The organism is Pseudomonas sp. LjRoot71, from assembly GCF_964253255.1.
Lineage (GTDB): Bacteria > Pseudomonadota > Gammaproteobacteria > Pseudomonadales > Pseudomonadaceae > Aquipseudomonas.
In genome coordinates this window covers 3,623,788-3,648,183 of record NZ_CAXURA020000001.1, presented here as the reverse complement: position 1 = coordinate 3,648,183, position 24,396 = coordinate 3,623,788, and the positions used below count along the sequence as shown (strand labels likewise).

General features: G+C 60.5%; 23 protein-coding genes. 7 read left to right on the top strand and 16 right to left on the bottom strand.

Going from position 1 to position 24,396, the window contains the following annotated elements:
• The first annotated feature begins 51 nt into the window (after positions 1 to 51).
• From ACSQ17_RS17105 to ACSQ17_RS17095, 3 genes are all read left to right on the top strand, one after another.
• Positions 52 to 804, top strand: a complete 753-nt coding sequence (locus tag ACSQ17_RS17105; protein WP_436069800.1) for an AraC family transcriptional regulator — start codon at positions 52 to 54, stop codon at positions 802 to 804.
• 82 nt (positions 805 to 886) lie between these two features.
• The gene (locus ACSQ17_RS17100; RefSeq protein ID WP_233684205.1) at positions 887 to 1,222 is read left to right on the top strand and encodes a tRNA-binding protein; all 336 of its coding nucleotides are present in this window, start codon (positions 887 to 889) and stop codon (positions 1,220 to 1,222) included.
• Positions 1,219 to 2,070 (top strand): DMT family transporter, encoded by an 852-nt coding sequence (locus ACSQ17_RS17095; protein WP_436069799.1) that lies wholly within the window; start codon positions 1,219 to 1,221, stop codon positions 2,068 to 2,070. Before ACSQ17_RS17100 ends, ACSQ17_RS17095 begins: the two co-directional genes overlap by 4 nt.
• Here ACSQ17_RS17095 and ACSQ17_RS17090 read toward each other — a convergent pair whose 3' ends face one another.
• The 7 genes from ACSQ17_RS17090 to recQ all read right to left on the bottom strand — a co-directional run bounded on the left by ACSQ17_RS17090 (position 2,071) and on the right by recQ (position 11,218).
• Positions 2,071 to 2,358 carry a SelT/SelW/SelH family protein gene (locus ACSQ17_RS17090; RefSeq protein ID WP_436069798.1) on the bottom strand — a complete coding sequence of 96 codons (288 nt, stop codon included), beginning with the start codon at positions 2,356 to 2,358 and terminating at the stop codon, positions 2,071 to 2,073. It abuts the gene before it with no gap.
• A gap of 103 nt (positions 2,359 to 2,461) precedes the next feature.
• Positions 2,462 to 4,513 carry a FimV/HubP family polar landmark protein gene (locus tag ACSQ17_RS17085; protein ID WP_436069797.1) on the bottom strand — a complete coding sequence of 684 codons (2,052 nt, stop codon included), beginning with the start codon at positions 4,511 to 4,513 and terminating at the stop codon, positions 2,462 to 2,464.
• A 264-nt stretch (positions 4,514 to 4,777) separates the two neighbouring features.
• Positions 4,778 to 6,181, bottom strand: coding sequence for a DHA2 family efflux MFS transporter permease subunit (locus ACSQ17_RS17080; RefSeq protein WP_436069796.1), 1,404 nt, complete (start codon positions 6,179 to 6,181; stop codon positions 4,778 to 4,780).
• On the bottom strand, positions 6,181 to 6,615 hold the full coding sequence (locus tag ACSQ17_RS17075; RefSeq protein ID WP_233684200.1) for a MarR family transcriptional regulator: 435 nt from the start codon (positions 6,613 to 6,615) through the stop codon (positions 6,181 to 6,183). Before ACSQ17_RS17075 ends, ACSQ17_RS17080 begins: the two co-directional genes overlap by 1 nt.
• A 104-nt stretch (positions 6,616 to 6,719) precedes the next feature.
• The gene (locus ACSQ17_RS17070; RefSeq protein ID WP_436069795.1) at positions 6,720 to 7,736 is read right to left on the bottom strand and encodes a DUF2804 domain-containing protein; all 1,017 of its coding nucleotides are present in this window, start codon (positions 7,734 to 7,736) and stop codon (positions 6,720 to 6,722) included.
• A 110-nt stretch (positions 7,737 to 7,846) separates the two neighbouring features.
• Positions 7,847 to 9,010 (bottom strand): diguanylate cyclase domain-containing protein, encoded by a 1,164-nt coding sequence (locus ACSQ17_RS17065; RefSeq protein WP_436069794.1) that lies wholly within the window; start codon positions 9,008 to 9,010, stop codon positions 7,847 to 7,849.
• Positions 9,011 to 9,091: 81 nt separating this feature from the next.
• Positions 9,092 to 11,218 (bottom strand): DNA helicase RecQ, encoded by a 2,127-nt coding sequence (gene recQ / locus ACSQ17_RS17060; protein WP_436069793.1) that lies wholly within the window; start codon positions 11,216 to 11,218, stop codon positions 9,092 to 9,094.
• 166 nt (positions 11,219 to 11,384) lie between these two features.
• Between recQ and ACSQ17_RS17055 the strand changes: the two genes are divergently transcribed.
• From ACSQ17_RS17055 to lapD, 4 genes are all read left to right on the top strand, one after another.
• Positions 11,385 to 11,972, top strand: coding sequence for a YecA family protein (locus ACSQ17_RS17055; RefSeq protein ID WP_233684196.1), 588 nt, complete (start codon positions 11,385 to 11,387; stop codon positions 11,970 to 11,972).
• A 9-nt stretch (positions 11,973 to 11,981) separates the two neighbouring features.
• Complete coding sequence (locus tag ACSQ17_RS17050; protein ID WP_233684195.1) at positions 11,982 to 12,395, top strand: YbaN family protein; 414 nt, start codon at positions 11,982 to 11,984, stop codon at positions 12,393 to 12,395.
• 184 nt (positions 12,396 to 12,579) lie between these two features.
• Entirely contained in the window at positions 12,580 to 13,272 is a 693-nt protein-coding gene (lapG, locus tag ACSQ17_RS17045; protein ID WP_436069792.1) for a cysteine protease LapG, read from the top strand.
• Between the two features lie 9 nt (positions 13,273 to 13,281).
• Positions 13,282 to 15,231: a cyclic di-GMP receptor LapD gene (gene lapD / locus ACSQ17_RS17040; RefSeq protein WP_436069791.1), complete on the top strand. Its 1,950-nt coding sequence runs from the start codon at positions 13,282 to 13,284 to the stop codon at positions 15,229 to 15,231.
• A gap of 236 nt (positions 15,232 to 15,467) precedes the next feature.
• On the opposite strand, the gene ACSQ17_RS17035 is transcribed toward lapD, so the two are convergent.
• The 9 genes from ACSQ17_RS17035 to ACSQ17_RS16995 all read right to left on the bottom strand — a co-directional run bounded on the left by ACSQ17_RS17035 (position 15,468) and on the right by ACSQ17_RS16995 (position 24,231).
• Complete coding sequence (locus tag ACSQ17_RS17035) at positions 15,468 to 16,877, bottom strand: sigma-54-dependent transcriptional regulator (RefSeq protein ID WP_436069790.1); 1,410 nt, start codon at positions 16,875 to 16,877, stop codon at positions 15,468 to 15,470.
• Between the two features lie 7 nt (positions 16,878 to 16,884).
• A complete protein-coding gene (locus ACSQ17_RS17030; RefSeq protein ID WP_436069789.1) occupies positions 16,885 to 18,093 on the bottom strand; it encodes a sensor histidine kinase in 1,209 nt (402 codons plus the stop codon).
• Between the two features lie 186 nt (positions 18,094 to 18,279).
• Complete coding sequence (locus ACSQ17_RS17025) at positions 18,280 to 19,752, bottom strand: sigma-54 dependent transcriptional regulator (protein WP_436069788.1); 1,473 nt, start codon at positions 19,750 to 19,752, stop codon at positions 18,280 to 18,282.
• A gap of 242 nt (positions 19,753 to 19,994) precedes the next feature.
• Positions 19,995 to 20,291 carry a flagellar protein FliT gene (locus ACSQ17_RS17020; RefSeq protein WP_436069787.1) on the bottom strand — a complete coding sequence of 99 codons (297 nt, stop codon included), beginning with the start codon at positions 20,289 to 20,291 and terminating at the stop codon, positions 19,995 to 19,997.
• Positions 20,292 to 20,318: 27 nt separating this feature from the next.
• Positions 20,319 to 20,699 (bottom strand): flagellar export chaperone FliS, encoded by a 381-nt coding sequence (gene fliS / locus ACSQ17_RS17015; RefSeq protein ID WP_436069786.1) that lies wholly within the window; start codon positions 20,697 to 20,699, stop codon positions 20,319 to 20,321.
• Between the two features lie 67 nt (positions 20,700 to 20,766).
• A complete protein-coding gene (gene fliS, locus ACSQ17_RS17010) occupies positions 20,767 to 21,153 on the bottom strand; it encodes a flagellar export chaperone FliS (protein ID WP_436069785.1) in 387 nt (128 codons plus the stop codon).
• Positions 21,154 to 21,156: 3 nt separating this feature from the next.
• Positions 21,157 to 22,539, bottom strand: a complete 1,383-nt coding sequence (gene fliD, locus ACSQ17_RS17005) for a flagellar filament capping protein FliD (RefSeq protein ID WP_436069784.1) — start codon at positions 22,537 to 22,539, stop codon at positions 21,157 to 21,159.
• A gap of 74 nt (positions 22,540 to 22,613) precedes the next feature.
• On the bottom strand, positions 22,614 to 23,006 hold the full coding sequence (locus tag ACSQ17_RS17000) for a flagellar protein FlaG (protein ID WP_436069783.1): 393 nt from the start codon (positions 23,004 to 23,006) through the stop codon (positions 22,614 to 22,616).
• Between the two features lie 70 nt (positions 23,007 to 23,076).
• Positions 23,077 to 24,231: a flagellin gene (locus ACSQ17_RS16995; protein WP_436069782.1), complete on the bottom strand. Its 1,155-nt coding sequence runs from the start codon at positions 24,229 to 24,231 to the stop codon at positions 23,077 to 23,079.
• Positions 24,232 to 24,396 lie beyond the last annotated feature (165 nt).

Here is a 24,396-nt window from a genome sequence, read left to right as displayed (position 1 = left end):
GTGACACGCCATAACCGGTATAGACTTGGCCCCTTGAACAAGGAGTCCGCCATGCACTCGCTGCTTTCGCTGCGTCACTACAGCCATGAACTGCTCAGCCACAGCCATGACCACGCGCAACTGGTCTTCGGCCTGAGCGGCTTGCTGGAGTTCGAAGTGGCCGGCCAAGGCAGCCAGGTCACTCGCCAGACCCTGGCCGTGGTGCCCAGCGAGGCGCAACACGCCTGCGGCAGCAAGAGCGGCAGCCACTGCCTGGTGCTCGACGTACCGGACGAATGCTGGTTGCAACAACAACTGGGCCGGCACCTGGACGCCACCCGCCGCCTGCTGGAAAAACCGGCGGCCGTCAGCCTTAGCCCGGCGCAAAGCCAGCTGGTCAGTTGGCTGGCCGCCAGCCCGATCAATGACCCGGTGATCGCTCAGCAAGGCGCAGCGCTGCTCCTGGCCAGCCTGGCCAACGGCGATAGCCCGGCGCATACCGCCAGCACGCTGCCGCTGGCGGCACTGGATGCGCATATCGACCAGCACGCGGCGTATCCACTGCAGGTCGATGATCTGGCGCGCCTGGCCGGGCTGTCAGCAGCGCGTTTTCATGTGCGCTTCCTCAGCGAAACCGGACAAACCCCCATGGATTATGTGCGCCGCCGTCGCCTGCAGCTGGCGCACCAACTGCTGCAAAACAGCAACCTGGCGATTGGCGAAATCGCCGCACGGGTAGGCTACAGCTCGCAGAGCGCCTTTACCGCCGCGCTGACCCGGCAGTTCGGCCGCTCTGCCCGCACCTTGCGCCTGCGCCGCGAGTAACGCGACAAACCCCGCAAGTCCTGCGACAGACTTCTGCCCGGTCGCCCCCTAGACTGCAGCCATCAGTCCGAGGAGCGCTGCGATGCAACAAATCGAATGGGAAGACTTTCAACGGGTCGAGCTGCGCGTTGGCACCGTGCTGTCGGCCGAAGTGAATGAGAAGGCCAATAAGCCGGCCTACGTGTTGCAGGTCGACCTGGGTGAACTGGGCATCAAACAATCCAGCGCGCAGCTGACCGCCCATTACCAATGCGCCCAACTGATCGGCCGTCAGGTACTCTGCGTGTGCAATTTTGCCGTCAAGCGCATTGCCGGGGTGCGCTCGGAGGTTCTGGTGACCGGGGTGTATGACGCTGACAACAAAGTGGTGCTGGCCAGTTTCGAGCATCCCGTCCCCAACGGTGCACGCCTGGCATGAAGCAACGTACTGCACTGTGGGCAATCCATCTGGGCGCCCTGCTATTTGGCCTGTCCGGCATCTTCGGCAAGCTGGCCAACACCACCCCACAGATGATTTCCGCTGGCCGCGCGGTGTTCGCCGTGGCCGCCTTGCTGCTGTTCGCCAAACTGATCAGCAACGCGCGCCTGGTGCGCCTTGGCCTGCACCAGACCGCCCTGCTGGCCCTCGGAGGCTTGCTGCTGGGCGCTCACTGGTGGAGTTTTTTCGAGTCGGTGCATATCTCTGGCGTGGCCATCGCCACCCTCGGCTTTGCCAGTTTTCCGGCCTTTACCGTGCTGCTGGAAGGGCTGCTGTTCAAAGAACGCACGCGGCCGGTCGAGTACGCCATGGTGGCGCTGGTGTGCCTGGGCCTGGTGCTGGTCACCCCGCATTTCGACCTGAGCAGCCAGGCCACCAGTGGCCTGCTCTGGGCGGTGTTGTCCGGCCTGCTGTTTGCCCTGTTGTCGCTGCTCAACCGCGCCAGCACCCGTGGCATCGAACCGGTGCAGGCGGCGCTGTATCAGAACCTGACGGTGCTGCTGATGTTTCTGCCGCTGGCCTGGCCAACGCTGCCCAGCGTGCAAGCTGAGGACTGGTTGTGGATGGCCATGCTCGGGATCTTCTGCACGGGCCTGGCGCACAGCTTGTTCGTGGCCAGCCTGCGGGTGCTCAAGGCGCGTACCACTGCTGTGATTTTTGCCCTGGAACCGATCTACGGCATTGCCTTCGCCTGGCTGCTGTTCAGCGAGGTGCCAACCCTGCGCATGCTGGCTGGCGGGCTGCTGATTGTCAGCGCGATCTTTATTTCGGCGCGCATGGCCAGATAGTCAATTGCTGCGGTCGTTATGACCCAGGTCACGAGCCGGATCGATCTGATCGCGCACCCGCTGCTTGAGCACCTTGGCTTCGGGAAAGCCGCCATCGGCTTTGCGCTCCCAGATCTGTACACCATCGCAGGTGATGCGGAACACCCCACCGGTGCCAGGCTCCAGGCTGACTCGGCCTAGGTCATCACTGAACGTCGACAGCAGTTCCTGAGCCAGCCAGGCGGCGCGCAGCAACCACTGGCACTGGGTGCAATAGGTGATGACTACATCGGCTTTGTGACTGGACATGGGCGTTCCTCAGGGCAAACTGGCGGCGATCATACCCCATGGCGCGCAGACAAAAACGCCCGCACAGCCTGGGCTCGCGGGCGTTGTTTGAGGGGCTGTGCAATCAGGCGATCTTGGCCAGCAACTGACGCGCCTCCTGCTTCTGCTGTTCATCACCCTCGTCGATCACCTCATTGAGGATCTGGCAGGCGCTGTCCAGGCTGCCCTGTTCGATATAGGCCAGCGCCATATTCAGCTTGGACAGGGTATTGCGGCTGGTTGCCAACGGATCAAGGTCTTCCAGAAAGGCCGCGCTGAACTCATCAACATTCCAGTCGTCGTTGGAGGTTTCCTCCACCAGCATGGTTTCGGCAAACGGGCTGCGTGCATCGCGGCTGCCTGACAGTTCGAAGATGTCCGAGGTCATGCGCTTGGTCGGGGCCTCGCTGCTCTCGGCCTTGTCAGCACCCTTGCCCGGGGCAAAGGGGCTGACCAGATCCCAGTCGGCATCCAGTGACAGATCATCCAGGTTGAGCTGGCCATCATTGGCCGCTTGTTCCAGCGCCGGCACTTCAACCTCGTCTAGCTCCAGCACCACGTCATCCAGCAGGCTGGCCGGCGGCGCGCTGAACAGTTCGGCGTGACGCGCTTTCAGTTCATCGATACGCGCCGGGGTAAAGCCGGACGCCCGTACCCGTGCTTCCTCGGCGACAAAGCCCTGAGCATCGCCCAGCAAGGCCAGCACTTCGAGCAGACGAAAACCGATGTCACTGCGCTGCGGCTGTGCCTCCCAGGCTTTGCGCAGGGTGCTGGCAGCCTCGTTCAGGCGGCCGTAGGCGATGTACACGTTGGCACTCTGCAGCGCGTCTTCACCGGCCGCAGGCCACACCGGCCCAGCGCGCGGTACGTCACGTACATTGAGTGCCACAGCGGCTGCGGGCGCGACCACGGCAGTTGCCACTGGCGCAGCTGGCATGACCGCCGTGCGCACCGGTTCAGCGGGCGCAGGCGCTGCGGGTGTAGTTTGCCGGCTGCGCCAGAACAGCCCGGCAACACCCGCCAGCAATAGCGTCAGCAAGCCGGCAATGACCGCCAGCCAATGATTGCCAGACTGGACAACCTGCGGCGCTGGTTGCGCGGCGGGTGGCGCAACAGCGGTGCTGGCTGCGGCACTTGCACGGCGGGCAGCCAGCTCGGCCTGCAAACCCGCAATCTGTTGATCACGCGCCTCCATCTGGCTTTGCAACTGCTGCACCTGCACGCCCAACTCGGCCAAACTCTGCTGCAGCTGCAGGGTCTCGGCAATCTGGCTGGCCAACTCCTGCTCAACGCGGGTCTGCTCCTGTGTCAGCAGCTCGGCAGCCGGGTCAAGTGGCTGCTCGACGCTGCCGGCAGGCGGCGTTTGCGCTTGCACGGGTGCCGGGCTGGCCACCTCGGCAACAGCCTCCGCAAGGGGCGCCGGCGCACGCCTGGCCAGGCTGTCTGGCAACAACAGACGCGACCCGGCACGCAGGCGGTTGCTGTCGCCATTGATAAAGGCCTGCGGATTGAGCGCATACAGATCGTCCATCAGCGCCGCTGCTGAGGACTGCCCACCGCCCTCAACGATCAGCCGATTGGCAATTTTCCACAGGCTGTCACCGCTGACCACGCTGTAGCTGTTGCCCTGTTGCGCAGCCGGCAACACCGCAGGACGGGTACGCTCCACAGCTGCCGCGCGCGAGGCGCTGGCGACCACAGGCGCAGCAACAGGTGCCGCCAGGCTGCGATAGGCCGCCGAACTGGGCGGATCCAGCAGCACTGTGTATTCGCGGTAGAGCTGACCGCTGGGCCGCGCCACTTCGACGATAAAGTTCAGGTAGGGCTCGCGCACCGGCTGGGTCGACACCACCCGAATCACACTCTTGCCGCCGCGCAGCAAGGGGGTGAAGCGTAGGTCGTTAAAGAAGTACAGCCGGTCGACCCCGGAACGAGCGAAAACATCGGCCGGTGCCAGGCGCACACGCATGTCCTCAGCGGTCAGGTCGCCCACATCAAACAATTCGATTTCGGCATCCAGCGGCTGACTGAGCGCCGAATGCAGGGTGATTTCGCCCAGACCAAGGGCAGGAACCAGCCCGGAATACAGGGCCGAGCTGGATGCCAGGCCGATCAACAGTTGACGAACCTTTGCCATAAAAAACGCTCCCGGTGAATCCGCTCCCTGACCCTCGCCACTACACGTCCAGGACGTGCGCTTCCAGCGCATGAGAAAGTCAGAGGAGACGGCAAATAGTGCCTTGGGAAGTACGTTCCATGTCGAACCCGGCGTGTGCATGGCAGTGAATAAGGCGTACTGAATACAGAAATGCCAACAGCCGTTTGGCAAAAAGCCATCACAGGATCAAGCATAGGCCCGCAGTCAATAAAATGACAAGTCCGTCACACTACCGTTTGGCTGTCAGCGCTTTGTCGACTTAACGCCCCAGGCCGCCAAAACCGTGATCGCGAATACTCCGGCCACCAGCCAGAAACTCTGCTTGAACGCCAGCAGTTCGGCCCACTGATCACCGCCCTCGGCGCTGTGCCGCCACTCCAGAAAGAAGGTCAGCAGATTGACCCCGAACGCCCCACCCAACTGGCGTACGAAGGTAATGGCCCCTGCCCCTTGAGCCAGTTCCTCGGCGCTGAGAATATCCAGCGAACCGGTGCTCAAGGCCGGCAGCAGGATGCCCAGACCGATGCGCCCGACACAGGCCCAGAAGCACAGCAGGACAAAGGACGCGCCCTGCTCGACCCAGGCCAAGCCGGCCGCTGACAGCGCAAAGATCAGCAGCCCGGTGCTGAGCAGCACAGCCGCCGATAACCGATCACTGAGCCAGCCACCGAGAAAGGACGCCATACCCATCAGCAAACCGGCCGGCAACAGCAGCATGCCAGCGCGCCCAGCGCTGAAACCGTCTACGGTCTGCAGGTACAGCGGGATCAGGTAGGTCGAGCCATACAGGCCCAAGCCCAGGGTCAGGGCCACCCAGCTGGCACTGCGAAACCCGGCATGCCGCCACAACGCCAGGGGCAACAGTGGCTGTTCTACACGCCGGCTACGCCGCACAAACAGCAGCGCGGCCACCAACGCCACCACGCCCGGCAGCCAGACCCGCGGTGCACTCCAGGCAAAGCGCTGGGCCTCGGCCAGAAAACCCAAGGCGGCAAAGATGGATACGCACAAACAGATAAAGGCCAGCAGATCCAGGCGCGGGGCACTGCGCTCACGCGCACTCGGCAACAGCCACAGCCCCGCGCACAGCGCCAGCAGGCACATCGGCAAGGGCATCCAGAATATTGCGGCCCAGCCGAAGTGATCGACCAGATAGCCACCAACGGCCGGCCCCAGCGACGGCGCCAGCATCACACCCAGGCCATACAGACCCAGCGCCATGCCACGGCCACCTTCAGCAAAGACACGGAAGATCAGCACCATGGCCAGTGGCTGGACAATCCCGGCACACAGACCCTGAACGATACGCAGCGTGATCAGTTGCCAGGCCGCCTGGGCCACCAGCGCCAGCAGTGAAGTGAGGATAAACAGCAGCAGGCCGAACTGCGCCGTACGCCGCGCGCCAAAACGCGCCTGGGCCCAGGCGGCCAGCAGCAGGCCTGCGGTCATGGCTGCGAGAAAACCGGTGGACAACCACTGCGCCAGCGGCCGCCCAATGGCAAAGTCCGCCATGATCGCCGGCAAGGCGACATTGATGCTGGTAGAGGCCAGGACCATGGCCATGCTGCCAACCATCAACAGCGCCAGCAGCCACTGCGGATAACGCGGACCGAAACGCTGTTGCAGCGTCTGCAGGTCATCCCCCATCAGCGTTTTTCCAGGTTACTCAACACCTGGGCGTGAACCTTCTGGCAGCGCCGTAGTTCGTCTTCGTCGATACCCGCGAAAACTTCCTTGCGCAACTGCGCGGAGATGGCTTCGATCTTCTCGATCAGCGGACGCGCCTGTGGGCTGAGGGCGATCTTCTTGGCGCGGCGGTCTTCCGGTACAGCCTGGCGGCTGACCAGCCCCTGGGCTTCCAGGCTGTCGAGCAAACGCGCCAGGGTCGGCCCTTCAACGCCAACGCTCTGCGCCAGTTCACGCTGAGTTGGCAGTTCGGCAAAGCGCCCCAGGTGCAACAGCACCAGCCAGCGCGCCTGGGACAGGCCCAGGCCGACCAGGCGACGGTCCAGTTCGGCGCGCCAGGCGCGTGACAATTGAGCGACTTGCATGGCGAAACGGTGTTGATCGGTGTGCGACATGGACAACGGCTCTTAACTATAAAAAACTAATTATTAGCCAGCTAACCATAACCCCTTTACCGAGGCAAGCCTGCGAAGGTCTAGAACCGCCCCTCGCAAATGTTTCACCACTTTACATACTGGTCCTCGACAAACCCCCAGAGGTTGTCGATCCGCACTGGCGGTCGACCCAATGGCCGCAGCACGCCATTGAATTGACCGAAGATCTGTTTGAAGTTGCTCGCCAGCAGCCCCGCGTTCAGGCGTTCCTTGTGCAGGCCACGCCCCTCGAAGCGCAGTTCCACCTGGCCATCATGGGAAGTGATCGTCCAGGGCTGAAGCGGCTGATCACGATCGAAGACAAAGCGCACGGTATCAACCTTGAGCAACTCGCCATCCAGCCAGAAACAGTTCTCGGTAAAGCTGGTCTCATTGACTCCGCAGGACAGGTTCAGCCCGACCCGCTGCTCGCCGGCCTGGCCGGACAGACAGGCCCAGTTCCAATGTGTTTCAGGGCGCATATAGCCAGCCGACCAGTCGTGATGGGCAAAGGCCCCGATCTGCGCCAAATCGAAATCGCCCAATGCGCTGCGTACCTGGCCCGTGCAACGCACTCCCGCGACTTTCTGCGCATAGACCCAGCCGTTGACGGCCGTCGGCGTATTGATGCACATCGGCTGAAAAGCAGATTCAGCCTCGGAGAAACAGGCATCGATGCGCGTGCCGTCATCCAACTCCACCAGCAGGCGCTTTTCCCGTGATGTGGCACTGTTCTCCAAGCGCAGCAGGTTACGGCCAAAGCGCAGCTCGCAGACGCCCTGATCCGGGGTTTGCGAGAACTGGCTGCCAAGGCCCAGCGGCAGCTTGAACTGACGCTCGATCATGCGGCCGCTGGCCGGGTGGAACAAATAGACAAAGCCCACGCCCAACAGGCTGAGGTTAGCCAGCGCGCAGCCACCAATCAGCTCGTCACTGATCAGGCCGAAATACTGGAACTGATGAAAGCGCCGCCACTTGGCCAGCGCGCCCAGCTTGCGGCCCATGGGCGAGCGGAAGTCGAAATCACGGTAATTGATCAGCCCCGGCGCAGCGGGAAAGATGCCGTAATGCGGTTGGCCGTTGGCTTGAATCAGTCGGTCCATGGGGCAATTCACTCAAGGAAACTGCCGGGGATGCTAGCACCAGGGTTCATCAGCCGGCATTCACCACACGCGCCAAGCACAGCGGCAAAATCGGCCACCTCCTAAGCGCTTCAGGCCACCACCTGATTACGGCCAAACGCCTTGGCCTCATACAGCGCGCGGTCGGCATGCTCATACAGCTGCGCCAATGCCCCGCCCTCGCCCGGCTGGATGCAGGCGATGCCAATCGACATGGTCAGCATGCTCGCCGTGTCGGAAGCGGCGTGTTCGATGTTCAAGGTCTGCAAGGTCTGGCGTAGCGCCTCGGCGTGGTTGCGTGCTTCGGCTTCGCTGATGTCATACAGCAGCACGGCAAACTCCTCACCGCCCAGGCGCACGGCCATATCCAGCGGGCGGCGCGCCGCGTCCTGCAACAGGCTGCCAATGCGCTGCAGCACGTTGTCACCTGCCTGGTGACCATAGCGGTCGTTGTACGCCTTGAAATGGTCGACGTCACACAGCAGCAGGGCCAAACGCCGCTGTTCACGCTGAGCCTGGCGCCACAGACGCTCGAACTGACGGTTGAAACTGCGGCGATTATGCAAGCCGGTGAGGCTGTCGTGATCCGCCAGCACGCGCATCAATCGGCTGATCAGAAAATGTTCGCGTGACTTGAACTCCAGCAGGTAGCACCCCACCGCGCCCATCAGATTGCCGAACAGCAGAAACAGGGTGTTATTGATGAGCCGAGGCAGCGGTAAACCGGCCACCAGCAATTCAACGCAAACGTAGACCAGCAATACCAGCAAGGAGCAGCACAAGGCTTCGATCAGACGTAATCCGGCCAGAAAGTAGGCCGCCATACAAACCAGCAACAAGCCTTCATACGGGTAGCTGGGATCAACCCGATGGGCAATGCCGACCACAAAGGACGCCGCCGCCCCCAGCGCCAACAGGCTCACCAGACTCAGCGGTTGTAGCAGGTAGGTGTGCTTGCGCTGAATCAGCAACCCGCCGAACAGGCAGAGCAACACCAGAACGGCGAGGCGGATGGCTAACATCCACCACACCTCAGGGGCCTTGATCAGGACAAAATCAAACGCGGCAAAGGCCAGCCACACCAGAATGCCCACGACAAGGGCAATGCGCTTGAGGTCGAAGGTGTCGTCCCGCACATAGTTGCGGTATTCCTGCTCCAGCGGCCGGGAGAAACGCAACAGACGAAACCCCAAGGCGAGCTGGTCGGCATAGGGACTGGGGCGAACATCATCGAGCCAGGCATGGGGATGCGGCACCGGGACCTCAACAGCTGGATGGCTGAGACCACCTTAGCCGCTCCCACCCGGTGCCACAAGCATCGGCAGCGCGGACGCCACTCAGGCTTCGAATTCCGCCTGCAAGGCAGCACGCACACAGTGCAGGATGCCCAGCTCAACCCGTCCAGCGAACTGCTCGCTGATCGCCGCGACAGCCGGCAATTCGCCCTCACCATCCAGGAAAGCATCCTGAATTTCGCCCAGCAGCGCTTCCGGAACATCCAGGGCCTGCTCCAGCGACAGCTGCTGCCGCGCAATGGCTTCAGCCAGCAGGCCGTAGACATTCTTTTCACTGCAGTTGAGCTGCCCGGCAATCTGCGCCGGGGTCATGCCGGCACGGGCCAGGCTGACCAGTTCGTGACGCAGATCGAGCACCGCGCGCGGCGCCTCATCGGCAGCACCGAGCACCTCGAGGAAAGCCTCACCGTAACGCTCCAGCTTGCGCGCGCCGACCCCGCTGACCCGCGCCATCTCGGCCAGGGTGCTGGGCTTGCTGCGCAGCATTTCCAGCAAGGTGGCATCCGGGAAGATCACATAAGGCGGCACGCCATGCTCTTCCGCCAGTTTGCGGCGCAACGCACGCAGCGCTTCCCACTGGCCGCGTTCTTCGCCACGCACCAGTTGGCTGGCGGCGCTGCTGGACGCCTTGGCGCTCTGCTGCGGTTTCAGATCACGGCGCAATTGCAGGCTGACCTCGCCCTTGAGCAGCGGCCGGCAACTGTCAGAAAGACGCAGACCACCAAAGCCTTCCAGATCGACATCCGCCAGGCCACGCGCCACCAGCTGACGGAACAGTGAACGCCACTCCCCTTCCACCAGCGCTTTGCCAATGCCGAACACGGCCAAGTGCTGATGACCCACGGCGCGGATTTTCTCGTTATCGCGCCCGAGCAGAACATCGACCAGATGGCCCACACCATAGCGTTGGCCGGTGCGGTAGATCGCCGACAGCGCCTGGCGTGCTGGCTCGGTGGCATCCCAGGTCTGCACACCGTCGATGCAGTTGTCGCAATGCCCGCAGGGTTGTGGCATGTCTTCATCGAAGTAGGCAAGTAACGCCTGACGACGGCAGCGCGTCTCCTCGCACAGCGCCAGCATGGCGTCGAGCTTGTGCTGCTCGACGCGCTTGTGCCGCTCGTCGCCCTCGGAGTTGTTGAGCATCTGCTTGAGGAAAATCACATCCTGCAGGCCGTAGGCCATCCAGGCATCCGCCGGTAAGCCGTCGCGGCCGGCGCGCCCGGTTTCCTGGTAATAGGCTTCCAGGGATTTCGGCAGATCGAGGTGAGCGACAAAGCGCACATTGGGCTTGTCGATGCCCATGCCGAAGGCAATGGTCGCCACCATGATCAGCCCTTCCTCGTTGAGAAAGCGCTTCTGGTGGTAGGCGCGCAACTCATTGGCCAGGCCGGCGTGATAGGGCAAAGCCGGGAAGCCCTGCTCGGACAGGAAGGATGCGACCTCCTCGACTTTCTTGCGCGACAGGCAATAGACGATACCGGCATCGCCCTTGCGCGCCGCAAGGAAGCTAAGCAACTGCTTGCGTGGCTGCTCCTTGGGTACAATGCGGTAGAAGATGTTCGGCCGATCGAAGCTCGACAGAAACCGTTCGGCATTCTGCAAATGCAGACGCTGGACAATTTCCTCACGGGTGCGCATGTCCGCCGTGGCAGTCAGGGCTATACGCGGCACATGGGGGAACAGCTCGGCCAGTTGCCCCAGCTGCAAATACTCCGGGCGGAAATCATGCCCCCACTGCGACACGCAGTGCGCCTCGTCAATGGCGAACAGGGCAATCTGCAGGTTCTGCAGAAACGCCAGCATGCGCGGCTGCACCAGCCGCTCGGGGGCGAGGTAGAGCATCTTGATTTCGCCACGGCGAATACGCTCGGCAATCTCACGCTGCTCATCAGCGCTCAACGTTGAGTTCAGTGCCACCGCCGCCACACCCAGCTCGTCGAGGGTGGCGACCTGATCATCCATCAGCGCAATCAGCGGCGACACCACCACCGCCAGGCCATCACGCAGCAGCGCCGGCACCTGAAAGCACAACGATTTGCCGCCACCGGTGGGCATCAGCACCAGGGCATCACCGCCACTGGCCACACGCTCGATAATCGCACCCTGACGGCCACGGAAGCTGTCGTAGCCAAATACGTCTTTGAGGATGCGTTGCGCGTGTTCGAGCATGAAAGGTCTCCGAAACAAGCCGCGCATTATACGCAAGTGCCGCTTGGGCACGCGCAGGCATGCTGGAGTTTGATCCGAATTTCACCCGCCATGGCCTGCGGCTATGGCTGCTGTGGCCGCTCTAGACTAGAATTCAGCCTCGTTTACTCCCTCAAGGTAGCCCCCGATGTCCTTCGCCGAGCAACTCTCCCGCCTGCAAGCCTTCCTTGATGCCGATGAGCTGCATGAAGAGGCACTGGACTACATCGCCGCCCATGGCTACCTGACCGCCCTGTCGATCTGCCCGGAAAAGGTGCCAGAGCGCGAGTGGATCGACGCGCTGTTCTCCGAGCCGCCGCATTATCGCAGTGATGCCGAGCGCGAAGAGATCGAAGCCACCCTGATTCAGCTGCAAAGCCATATCGCCCGCCAACTGGCCAGCGATGATGAACCGGAAGTACCGTGCGAACTCGACCTGGGCGATGAGCCCGACGACTCCGACCTGCGCGGCTGGTGCATCGGCTTTATGGAGGGTGTGTTCCTGCGTGAAGCGGTGTGGTTCGACGATGCCGAAGATGAAGTCAGCGAGTTGCTGCTGCCGATCATGGTCGGCTCTGGCCTGTTTGACGAGCAACCCGAATTCGCCGAAATCGCCCGTGACCGCGACCTGGTCGACAGCATGGTCGATCAGATCCCCGAGCTGCTGACCGCCCTGTTCCTGCTGTGCAATGCGCCGGAAGAAAAACCGGCCCTTTTGAAGCCGCGCCACCACTAAGACCGCGCCATGGTGCGCCACATTCAGGAACCGCGAGTTCAGGAACAGCGCAACCCCGCCATCCGTTACGCTCTGCTGGCCATCGGCTGGCTGAGCGTGGCGCTGGGCGTCATCGGTATCTTTCTCCCGGTTCTGCCCACCACCCCCTTTCTACTGCTGGCTGCCGCCTGCTTTATGCGCAGCTCAAGGCGCTTCTACCTGTGGCTGGTCAATCACCGTCAGCTAGGGCCCTGGATCGTCGACTACCTCGAAGGCCAGGGTATCCCGCTCAAAGGCAAGGTCTACGCCATCAGCCTGATGTGGCTGAGCATCGGTCTGTCGTACTACCTGGTGCCACTGTTCTGGGCCCGCGCGTTTATGTTGACCAGCGCCGTACTGGTCAGCCTGTATATCCTCAAGCAGAAAACCCTGGTCAAACCCTAGCCTTGTCACTTCACCTGTTAGTGCTTTCCCGCCAAACGCGCTGAAACGCCGCCCTAGAGAGCTGGCGGAAAATCAGTAAAGCAACCCAAGCTGCCCTACAGCGCGCCGACATTCGGTATATTCGGCACGGCAAAAAACACCACCAGCACCTAGACTTCCCCAATCCCCGGCCGAGGCGCGGTACATGCAACCCCGTCAGCTCATTCATGGATGGTTCAAGCGCCTCAACCGAGCGTTGCTGGGCGGCTGCATCCTGCTGATTGGTCTGGCCAGCGCCCTGGCCAACTGGGACTTCGGGGTAATCCTGCAAAAAGCCGAAAGCCGCTACGGCACCCTCGGCCCTGCCAAGCAGCGCATCCTGGCCTGGGAAGCGCAGATCAAGGCCAGCGCAAACAGCAACGAAAGAGACAAGCTCACCGAGGTCAACCGCTTCTTCAACCGGCAGATCCGCTTCTCCGATGACATCAAGGTGTGGAAGCAGAACGACTACTGGGCAACCCCCGTCGAGATGCTGGTCAAAGGTGCCGGGGATTGCGAGGACTACTCCATCGCCAAGTACTTCACCCTGCGCCGCCTCGGCATCCCCAGCGACAAGCTGCGCATCACCTACGTCAAGGCCCTCAACTACAACCAGGCCCACATGGTGCTGACCTACTACGCCAGCCCCAGCGCCGAGCCCCTGGTACTGGACAACCTGATCAACGAGATCAAGCCCGCGTCGCAGCGCCGCGACCTGCTGCCTGTCTATGCATTTAACGCCGAAGGGCTGTATCTCCCCGGCTCCAACAACAAGAAGAGCGACACCAAGAAGCTTTCGCGCTGGCAGGATCTGCTGAAAAAGATGCGCGCTGAGGGCTTCGCCATCGGCGAAGGCTAGGAGGAACCCATGTCTCTGCTCAAACAGCTATTTCTCGCCATTTGCCTGTTCCTGATCGTGGCCTTTACCGGCAGTTTTATCGCCGGCGTGGAAAGCTCGCGCGAACAGCTGCTCAGCCAGCTGCGTTCCCACGCCCAAGACGCCGCCACAGCCCTGGGCCTGTCGATGACCCCTCACGTGGATGACCCGGCGATGATTGAGCTGATGGTCAGCTCGATCTTCGACAGCGGTTACTTCACCAGCATCCGCGTGGTACGCATTCCGGATGACGAGGTCATCGTCGAACGCCGCAGCGACGATTCCACAGCGGAAAGCGTACCGCTCTGGTTCAGTGAACTGGTGAACCTGCAACCCCAGGGTGGTGATGCATTGATCATGCGCGGCTGGGAACAGGCCGCGCGGGTCGAAGTGCTCAGTCATCCGCAGTTCGCTCTGGCCAAACTCTGGGACAGTGCCATCGGCAGTCTGCTCTGGCTGCTGCTCTGCGGCCTGGTCAGTGCGATCCTCGGTGGCTGGCTGCTGCGCACCCAGCTGCGGCCACTGGACAACATGGTGCAGCAGGCCCAGGCCATCACCCGCCGCGAGTTTCTCACCCTGCCCAAAGTGCCGCGCACGCCGGAACTCAAGCGCGTGGTCACCGCGATGAACCAGATGGTGGAAAAACTGAAAACCCTGTTCGCCGAAGAAGCGGCGCGCAGCGAGAAACTGCGTGAGGAGGCCTATCAGGACAGCATCACCGGCCTGGCCAACCGCCGCCTGTTCGATATTCGCCTGGCCCACCAACTGGTGGTCAGTGAGCAGAACGCTGAAGGCTATCTGATTCTGCTGCGAGTCAACGACCTGGGCGGCCTCAACCAGCGCCTCGGCGGCCAACAGACCGATGCGCTGATTGCCGCCATCGGCGAACTGCTCAAGCGCCTGCTCAATCAAACCCAACGCGCCGACTGGCTGGCCTCGCGCAGCCGTGGCGGTGAATTCAGTCTGCTGGCTCCAGGGATTGGTAGCGAGGAAGCCGACCTGCTCGCCGGTGAGCTGCACAGTGGCCTGGAAAGCCTGCGCCAGACCGGTGCCAGTGACTGCAAGCCAGTGGCCCATATGGGCATTGCCGCCTTCCGCCCGGGCGAAGACCCCGGCCAGGTCATCAGCCGCGCCGACCAGGCCCTGGCGCAGGCACAGAACGATCCGAGCCGTGACTGGGTACGCCTGGACGATTACCACGCACAACCGGCCCAGGGCCTGCACGATTGGCGTATCTGGATCGACGACGCACTGAACAAACGCAAGCTGCAACTGTATTTCCAGCCTGTCACACAATGTGCCGATCGCGGCCAACTGCTGCATCACAAGGTGCTGGCGCGCCTGCTTGACCCGCAGGGTGAGGCGATTGCTGCCGGGCGCTTCCTGCCCTGGATCGAACGCCTGGGCTGGACCGCTCGCTTCGACCTGGCCATGCTCGAACACAGCCTCGCCCACTTGAACGAACATGCCGCCCCACTGGCCTTGAGCCTGTCGGCCGCCACCCTGCGCGATAACGAAACCCTCAAGCGCATGTTCGAGATTCTCCGACAACACCCGCAACAAGCCAGCCTGCTGACGCTGGAGGTGGACGAACGCCACCTGCCACCGGCAGCCGAACTGGAAGCGCTTAGCCAAGGCATCCGCGACAGCGGTTTCAGCCTGGGCCTGCAACACTTCGGGGGGCGCTTCAGCCTGATTGGTAACCTGACCCATTTGGGTCTGGCCTACCTGAAACTCGATGGCACTTACATCCGCGCCATCGATCAGGAAAGCGACAAGCGCATGTTTATCGAGGCGGTATTCCGCGCCACCAACAGCATTGATCTGCCCTTGATTGCCGAGATGGTGGAAACCGAGGGTGAGCTGGCGGTGCTCAAGGAGCTGGGCCTCTACGGCGCCATGGGCCGCCTGCTCGGTGCGCCAGAACCCTGGAAAGGCTGATCCGCCAACGCAAACGGGGTAGCCCGTTCTACGGTCTACCCCGACGCCAAGCTTAGGCTGAATGACGCTTTATCCATCCACCAGCAGCGCCCTTATGGCGAATGAAAAGAGCAGCAGCCACCCTACCGCTCTAAGCGTAGGAGCGGGCCATGCCCGCGATAGTGTTTTTCGGACGTAGCCTAGGACGTCCCGCCCCCCCTAGAACCTGCAAGCACAATTATCGAGAGTAATCGGGCTCAACTGGCAAATAGATAACCTTCCACATCCATTCCGGCATCACGCATCTGCGCCAGCTTGTAGCGCAAGGTGCGCGGGCTGATGCCCAGGCGCTCAGCCGCTTCCTTGCGCCGGCCACGCTCAGCGCGCAGGGTGTCGATGATCATCTGAAACTCATGCCGACGCAGGTCATCGCCCAGCGCCCCGGCTTCAGCAGCTGGCGTATCCAGCGCCACCGGCGGCAGATTATTCGCCACCACTGCCAACTGCGGCGGTACAAAAGGCTGCGTTGCTGCGCCAATCGGAGCCAGCAGGCAGAGGTCCTGCGGCTGAATCAAGCCGCCCTGTTGCAGGATCAGCGCGCGCTGAATGGCGTTATCCAACTCACGCACATTACCCGGCCAGCTGTGGCTCATCAGGCTCATCTGCGCTTGCGGGGAAAGCCGAATCGGCGCGTGATTCATTTTCTTCACGTACTTGGCCAGCAGCCGCTCGGCCAACGGCACGATATCCGCCGGGCGCTCACGCAATGGCCGCCAAGCCAGCGGGAACACCGACAGGCGGTAATAGAGGTCCTCACGGAAGCGCCCTGCTGCCACTTCACTGGCCAGATCGCGGTTACTGGTGGCCAGCACGCGGATATCCAGAGTAATTGGCTTACGCGCGCCGACTCGCTCTACTTCACGCTCCTGCAATACCCGCAGCAACTTGGCCTGCAATCCCAGGGGCATTTCCGAAATCTCGTCGAGCAGAATGGTGCCACCCTCGGCCAACTCAAACTTGCCCGGCGCACTGGCAATCGCCCCGGTAAATGCGCCCTTTTCATGCCCGAAGAGCGTGGCTTCCAGCATGTTGTCCGGAATCGCTGCGCAGTTGATGGCAATAAAGGGTTTGCTGCCACGTGGTGACTGCTGGTGAATAAACCGCGCCAGCACCTCTTTACCAGTGCCTGACTCGCCGGTGATCAGCACCGTGGAATCGCTCTGTGCCACCCGCGTGGCCAGGGCCAACAGTTGCACGCTGGCTGGCTCCTCGGCGACAGGACCGTCCTGCTCGCTGGCAGAAACCCGGCCCAAGGCATGCCGATCAACCAGCGTCAGCAGCGCTTTCGGCTCGAATGGTTTGACCAGATAATCCGCCGCGCCTTGGCGCATGGCATCCACCGCCCGCTCTACCGCACCAAAAGCTGTCATCAGCAGCACCGGCAGTTGCGGCTGGCGCTGACGAATCTGCGCGAGCAACTGATGGCCATCCATGCCGGGCATATTGACGTCACTGACCACCAGGCCAAAAGACTCTTCGGCAATCGCCAGCAGCGCCGCTTCGGCGCAATCCACTGCGCGGTAATCATGCCCACCCAGCGCCAGGGTATCGGCCAGCGCCTCGCGCAGGGCGCGGTCATCTTCGACCAACAGAATTTTGCTCGCCATAGGGTGGTTACTCCTGAATCAAAGGGTGCTTAGCACCCAGCAGCGGCAGGGTGAGGATGGCGCAGGTGCCACGCCCAGGCCGCGAACGCAGCTGCACATCGCCCTGATGGGCGCGCGCCACTGCCTTGACCACGGCCAGGCCAAGCCCGGTTCCAGTGGTTTTAGTGGTAAAGAAAGGTTCGCCAAGCCGTGCCAGCGTCACGCTGTCGATGCCCGGACCGTTATCGCTGATGCACAGGCGCAGGGTCTCGCCGCGCTGATAGAGATGAATCTTCAAACGCGCCTCACGGCCGCCAGCCTGAATCGCATTTTCGATCAGGTTAAGCACCGCCCCTACCAGAGTGTCGCGGTTGCACAGCAACTCACCCATGCGGCTGTCGCACTGCCAACGCACCTGCATCCCTAATACATGCGGCTCGGCGGCGCTGCGCAGCGCATCGAACAGCCCCGTAGGAGCCAGACGATCCGGCAGCGGCAGCTCGCCACGGGCAAAGATCAGCATGTCACGCACCTGATGCTCCAGCTCATGCAGACGCTCTTTCAGGCGTCCGGCAAAGCGCTGCTGCTGCTCGACCGGCAAGACCTGCTCAGTCAGATGGCTGGCATACAGCAAGGCAGCTGACAGGGGCGTACGAATCTGATGCGCGAGCGACGCCACCATGCGGCCGAGGGCAGACAAGCGCTCATGGCGGGACAACTGATCCTGCAAGCGCCGGGTTTCTGTCAGATCGGTCAGCAGCACCAACTGGCCAGGTTCTGCGTGCAAAGAACGGGTGGCAATCGACAGGCGCCGGCCATCCTTCAGGGAGATTTCGTGACCATCATCCTCGCGCGGGGCGAAGTTGCGGGCGATCACCTGGCGCCAAAGCATGCCCACCAACGGCTGGCCCAGCAGGTTTCGCGCAACGGGATTGGCCTCGCGCACCACACCTTGACCGTCGATCACGATCACCCCGCCGGGCAACAGATCCAGCAGGCTCTGCAGGCGATGTGCCAGACGTTCTTTCTCAGCCAGCTCCTGCATGCGCTGGGCGCTGACCAGCGCCAACTGGCCCTTGAGCTCAGTCACCCGGGCTTCGAGCATGCTGTAGGAGGTACTCAGTTGAGTCGACATCTGATTGAACAAGGCAAAAGCCTGTTCAAGCCCGGCACGGCTGGCCTGCTCCACAGGAGCAGGTACTTCGGATTCTTCAGGGCGTTGGGCGTTAGCGTTCATGGTTCTCTCTCGCGCAGCGAGCCGTCATAAGACAGTCAGTTGCAAGAGAGATAGCAATACCCGTGCCTGAAAAAATACCCTTTAAAATCAACACTATAAAAAAACAAAGCCGAAGGTTACGTCAAACCTTCGGCTTTATTGGAAGGACAAGCGCCAAGTCACTGACGATTGCCTGACGCAGAAGACTCAGTCGTCCAGCCCTTCGTCATCACGCCGACTCATGCCGTACTTGCGCATCTTCTCGACCAGGGTGGTGCGACGAATGCGCAAACGCTCGGCAGCGCGCGCCACGACGCCACTGGCATCATCCAGCGCCTGCTGAATCAGACCCTGCTCAAGGTTGCCCAGGTAATCCTTCAGGTCCAGGCCCTCAGGCGGCAGCATGGCCATCGAATCCACGCCCGGCAAACCAGCCAGGATGGTGGCGCGCTCATCCAAGTCCTCACGCAGGCTGGCAACCAAGGTCTCGTCTTCATCATCGACATGGCGGAATTTCTTCGGCAGCTCGCCTACGCCAATCACACCATAGGGATGCATGATCGCCATGCGCTCGACCAGGTTGGCCAGTTCGCGCACGTTACCCGCCCAGTCATGCCGGCAGAGCGACATTATCGCCGCCGAATTGAAACGGATGGAGCCACGCTTCTCGAACTCCATGCGCGAGATCAGCTCATTCATCAGTAGCGGGATGTCCTCGATGCGCTCGCGCAGCGGGGCCATCTCGATCGGGAATACGTTGAGGCGGTAATACAGATCCTCACGGAAGCTGCCGTCTTCGATCATCTTTTCGAGGTTCTTGTGGGTGGCCGCAATGATCCGCACATCGGCGCTCTGGGTCTTGTTGCTGCCGACCCGTTCGAAGGTGCGTTCCTGCAGTACGCGCAGCAACTTCACCTGCATCGGCAGCGGCATGTCACCAATTTCATCAAGGAACAGGGTGCCGCCATTGGCCAGCTCAAAGCGCCCGGCACGGCTGGTGATCGCACCGGTGAATGCGCCCTTTTCGTGGCCGAACAGCTCGCTCTCAAGCAACTCGGCAGGAATCGCGCCGCAGTTAACCGGTACAAAAGGCGCTTCACGGCGCTTGGAGTGATAATGCAGATTGCGCGCGACCACTTCCTTGCCAGTGCCCGATTCGCCAAGGATCAGCACGCTGGCCTCGGTATCGGCAACCTGCTGCATCATCTGCCGCACTTGCTGGATGGCCCGACTGGTGCCGACCAGGCTACGGAACAGATTGGTTTCGCGCTGACGGCCGCGCTCGCGGGCCTGGTCATACATCTCGCGGTAGACCTGGGCGCGGTGCAGAGAGTCGAGCAGCTTGTTGTAGCTCACTGGCATTTCCAGCGTCGCCAGCACGCTACGACGCTGCTCTTCCGGCCACTCGGCAGCCACCTGATCGTTAATCAGCAACGTCGGCAGAAACTCATCCCAGGCAGCCAGCTGCTTGAGCATTTCCAGTACGCCGCCTTTGGCTTTCACTTCGCCAAGCACCACGCTGAGCACTTCACGACTGGACGCTAACTCCGCCACACATTGACGCCAGTTCTGGCTGTCGCTGGCCAGATGATCTTCACCCAGAAAATTCAAAATCACCGTCAAGTCACGACGGCGCTCGCTGTTATCGTCAATCAGGAGGATTTTGGTTTCACGCCACATAATTTTATTTACTGATCCTGGAGTGAAAAACGCGCCGGCCGCCCAAGTACCGCTCAATCCAGCGACGGCAACTGGCCACTAGTTAAGTCAATTTTTTGTTAATAGTCAATTTTATGGCGTGCTTTTTATTGTGTCCGCCAAGCAGACTAAGCAGCTGTTTAACAAAGAAGGGGGAGTATCGGGGCAGAACGCGGACAGATACCAGAGGGTCGATACCAGACAGCACCGACCGAAAACGCCAATCAACCAAACAGCTGGTAGACCTTGGCGCCTTGTTGCGACTGATTCAGCTGTACAAGCTCATGAGCAAGCCGCTGTTGCTCGGCCTGGCAGATGCTGACCAGCTCACGATAAAGATCCAGCAGCTCCTGCATGCGCGCACGCAGAGTCTCTTCATCGCTGGCGGATTCGACCATGGCTTCGTCAACAGCCTGACGGCACTGCAGATCCAGCTCGCCAATGGCGGCCCAGTCCTGGGTAGCCAAGGCCGTACGCAAAGCGCTACCGGTTTCTTCTAGACGCTGCACGGATGAACTCATAAACAATTCCTCAGGCGGGAAACAGCATCACTCGGCGATGGCATCCCAGCCAGCTTTTACATTGCGAAGCAGGCCTGCAACTTCATCCAGCGGCGCTATTTCATTCTGCACGTTGGCATCAACCAAACGTGTAGCCATGTATTCGTAGAGGCTATCCAGATTGGCAGCCACTTCACCGCCCTGCTCCAGGTTTAGACCTTCGCGCAAGCCGCCAATGATGCCGATGGCTTTACTGATCAGCTCACCTTTGAGGGCGACTTGATTGCGCTCCATGGCGCCGCGGGCCTGGGCCAGCCGTGTCAGACCGCCCTCCATAAGCATTTGAATCAGACGGTGCGGAGTCGCCTCAACGGCCTGCACGTGAGTATTCACATGCTGGTATTGGCGCAGAGCTGCCATTGCGTTCATCGTCATGTCTCGCTGTTGGGCTGCAGATACTTCTATATCGACGCCCAGCCAGAAAACTTTAACGTATTCAGCTGGCAGATGGCTCTACTTCGACCTCTATCCCAGCCCAAGCTTCCTGGAGTTGAACCAGCAAGGCTTCAACCTCTTCGAGACTGCCCGCTTCGCGCTCAATAGCCGCGCCAGCCAAGCGACGAGTCATGTAGGCATAGAGCACGTCGAGATTTTCGGCAATTTCTCCACCGAGCTGCTTGTCTAGGCTGGCCTGCAATACACCCAAAATAGTGATGGTGGTGCCCACTGCAAGCCCACGTACCTCACTGTTACCCTCGGTTTGTGCCTGACGTGCCAGCTTGACCCGCTCAATGGCACCGTCAAGCAACAGGGCAACGGCACGGTACTGCGAGACATCCTGGCTAGTTTTGACTTTCTTATAGGTATCAATTGGCTTATTCATGGATCAACTATCCTTTCTTACCACGCCCGGCAGGCTGGACAATGCGCTGGCCAATGAATCGCTGGTTCGGGTTAATTGTCCGATCAAGCTATCCATGGCGTTATATTGCGAATAAAGACGCGCCTGAATCGCGGCTACGCGAGTTTCCAGATCGGCTTTTTGTTCTTTGATATCAGCATCAGTTTTTTGCAGACCACTGATGCGCTGCTCTAAAACACCGCCCGATTTGACATAACCGTCTACACGCTGACTGAGACGGTCCATAAGGCCATTGTCGCCGGTGATAAAGGCCCCAACAGCATCGAAATTATCATCAAGAGCCGCTGTTAGCTTGGTATCGTCGATGGCCAGTTTGCCGTCTTTTTGCGTGGTAATGCCCAGATCAGCCAGCGCGCGAAACGCATCGCCGCCTTGACCTGCCGCCGTATTGCTCAGCTCAGAACGCAACCCATTGAGCACATTACGCACCGTAGAGTCGCCAAGCAGGGCACCTGTCAACGGTTCGCCACTCTCACCAACCTTAGTAAAGCTGGTCAGGCTATTGGTCGTTGTCATGAGTTTGTTGTAGGCGTCAACGAACTTCTTCAGGCTGTCCTTGACCGCCGTCGTGTTCTCACCCACGGTCAGGGTCGTACTCACCCCTTCCTCAGCTTTGACCAATGTGAAGGTCACACCCTCGATCGCTCCACTGACCACATTGGTGGCGCTTTCCAGAGACAAACCATCGATCTTGAACTTGGCGTTCTGCGCCTCACTGAGCGCAGCCGGCATATTGGTCACCAGCCCTTCCAGGTCGGCACCCTCTGCCTCCAGACTCAAGTCGTTACCGGCACCAGTCTTGTTGGACGAGAGCACCAGCTGTGAGGTGCCATTGGCGGGGTCGCTGATGATGTTGGCACTGATGCCCTTTTCATTGAGCTGGGTGTTGATGGTGTCGCGGACTTCCTTGAGCGTGGCACCCGCAGCGACGTCGACATCAAAACTGTCGGCACCCAGGCCGATAGTCAGCTTACCGCCAGAGGCAAAAGCGAAGCTCGAATCCCCACTGAGACTGCCAGAAGCAATCTTGGACGCACTGGCAAGCTGCTCGACCTCGACTCGATAAGTCCCGGTAAGTGCAGATTTTTCGGCACTGGCAGTAAGGTGGGTCGCATCAGAGGACGAGGCCTTTCTGGTACCGAACAGGCTGGCATCATTCAGGCCCTTGGCCGCTGTCTGAAATTCACTCAAGGCACTTTTGAAAGAGCCCAATGAGGTAATCTGCGTTGTTGTCTTGGTTGTCAACCGCGCCAGCTGTGCGTCTTTAGGCGCACGTTCTGCAGCCACTGATGCCTTGACGATCGCATCGATGTCGATCCCCGATCCTATACCCGTGATACCAGCCATGTTAGCTACCTCGCCAAAGGGTTGACACCCTATTCCTGTTACCTAAGCGGTAAACAAGTTTCATGCCATTGCGCTCATGCCTCAGCCTTGAACAGCAAGCTGCGAACCTCCGTGAGGTTTTCGGCCAGCTTCAGCGCTTCTTCCGAGGGGATCTGACGAATCACATTCCCTGAAGTGGCGTCGGTCACTTTCACCACGACCCGTCCATTGCCATCGTCGAGGGAAAAATTGATATCGCGCCGCACGGACTGCACAAATTCCTGGATGTTGTTCATGGCCGTTTCCAGCTCAGCCCGGGTCGCCGGCTTTTCAGCCTGCTGCTTATCGGCGGCCACCTTGGCCTGCGCCGTATCGGCAATCGCCGATAGTGCACCACCTTTATCAGCAACGTCAGTTGCACGGGGCTTGACGGGCTCTGCCATCAAACCGCCTTGCTTCATCGAATCACGTATCGAACCAATGTCCATAGTCTTTTCCTCAAAAAGAGGGAATGGGGAGGCAGGTTCCCCTGGCTCCCCATCAACGCTACCCCGGAGCTTAGCCCAGCAAGCTGAGCACAGCCTGCGGCAACTGGTTGGCCTGGGCCAGGATCGCAGTACCTGCCTGTTGCAGGATCTGGTTCTTGGTCAGGTTAGCCGTTTCCGCTGCGAAGTCAGTGTCCTGAATTCGACCACGAGCTGCCGACACGTTTTCCGAGATATTCTGCAGGTTACCGATAGTGTTCTCGAAGCGGTTCTGCACAGCACCGAGGTCTGCTCGCTGGGAGTCTATTTTCTGAATCGCCTGGTCGATCACCAGTACTGCTTCCTGAGAGTTCTGCACACTACTGACATCAATATCAGAAATCTCATCAGTAGTTACAGCAGTAGCAGCGGTATAACCACCGGCAGTAAGACCAGCAGGAACGCCGGAGAAGGTCAGTGCAGTCAGCTCGTTAGCACCATCGGTTTGTTGGGAGATGATGCTCATGGAGCCATCATCTGCAACAAAGGCTCCCACCCCAAGGTTGGCGTCGTTGATTGCTGCGCCCAACTGGCGGGAAGCCTCAACAGCAGTAGCACCGCTAGCGATATTGGTTGTAACGGTGACGCTCTTACCATCCACGGTCATCGAGACAGTCGCCTCGCCAGAAGCACTAGCAGTACCACTGGTCGCCGCGACAGCGCCTTCGTAGTACTTACCGGTCAACGATGTGGTGCTCATTTCGTCAATCTTGACACTGATTGTTTCGTTCGCGGCACTACCTACCTGGAAGGTAGTGGTCTCAAAAGAGCCGTCGAGCAACTTCTTGCCACCGAAAGTGGTGGTATTGGAGATACGGTTCAGCTCTTTCTTCAACTCGGTCACTTCCGAGTTCAGAGCCGTGCGCTCCTCGTCACTGTTCGAGCCGTTGGCCGATTGCAGTGCCAGGTCACGCATACGCTGCAGAATGCTGGTGGACTGCTGAAGTGCACCTTCAGCGGTCTGCGCCATGGAAATGCCGTCATTGGAGTTCTTCACCGCTACGTTGAGGCCGTTGATCTGGCTGCTCAGGCGGTTTGAAATCTGCAGACCGGCAGCATCATCTTTGGCGCTATTGATACGCGAACCGGTAGACAGGCGCTGCAGGGAAGTGTCCAGGGCCTTGGAAGAGCTGTTCAGATTGCGCTGAGTGTTGAGGGACGCAATGTTCGTGTTGACTGTAAGAGCCATGATGTATGTCCTCCATCGGACCTAGCTTAGTTACCTGAGGCTGCGAAACCCGGTCCTGCAGTTCTCAGGCAGCCATTGAGTTCGCATTCGTATTACTTATCGGCTTGTGCGGCTGAAGCTTTAGGGCTAAGTGGAAAAAATTTCTTTCTGCCTTGACAGCAGCAC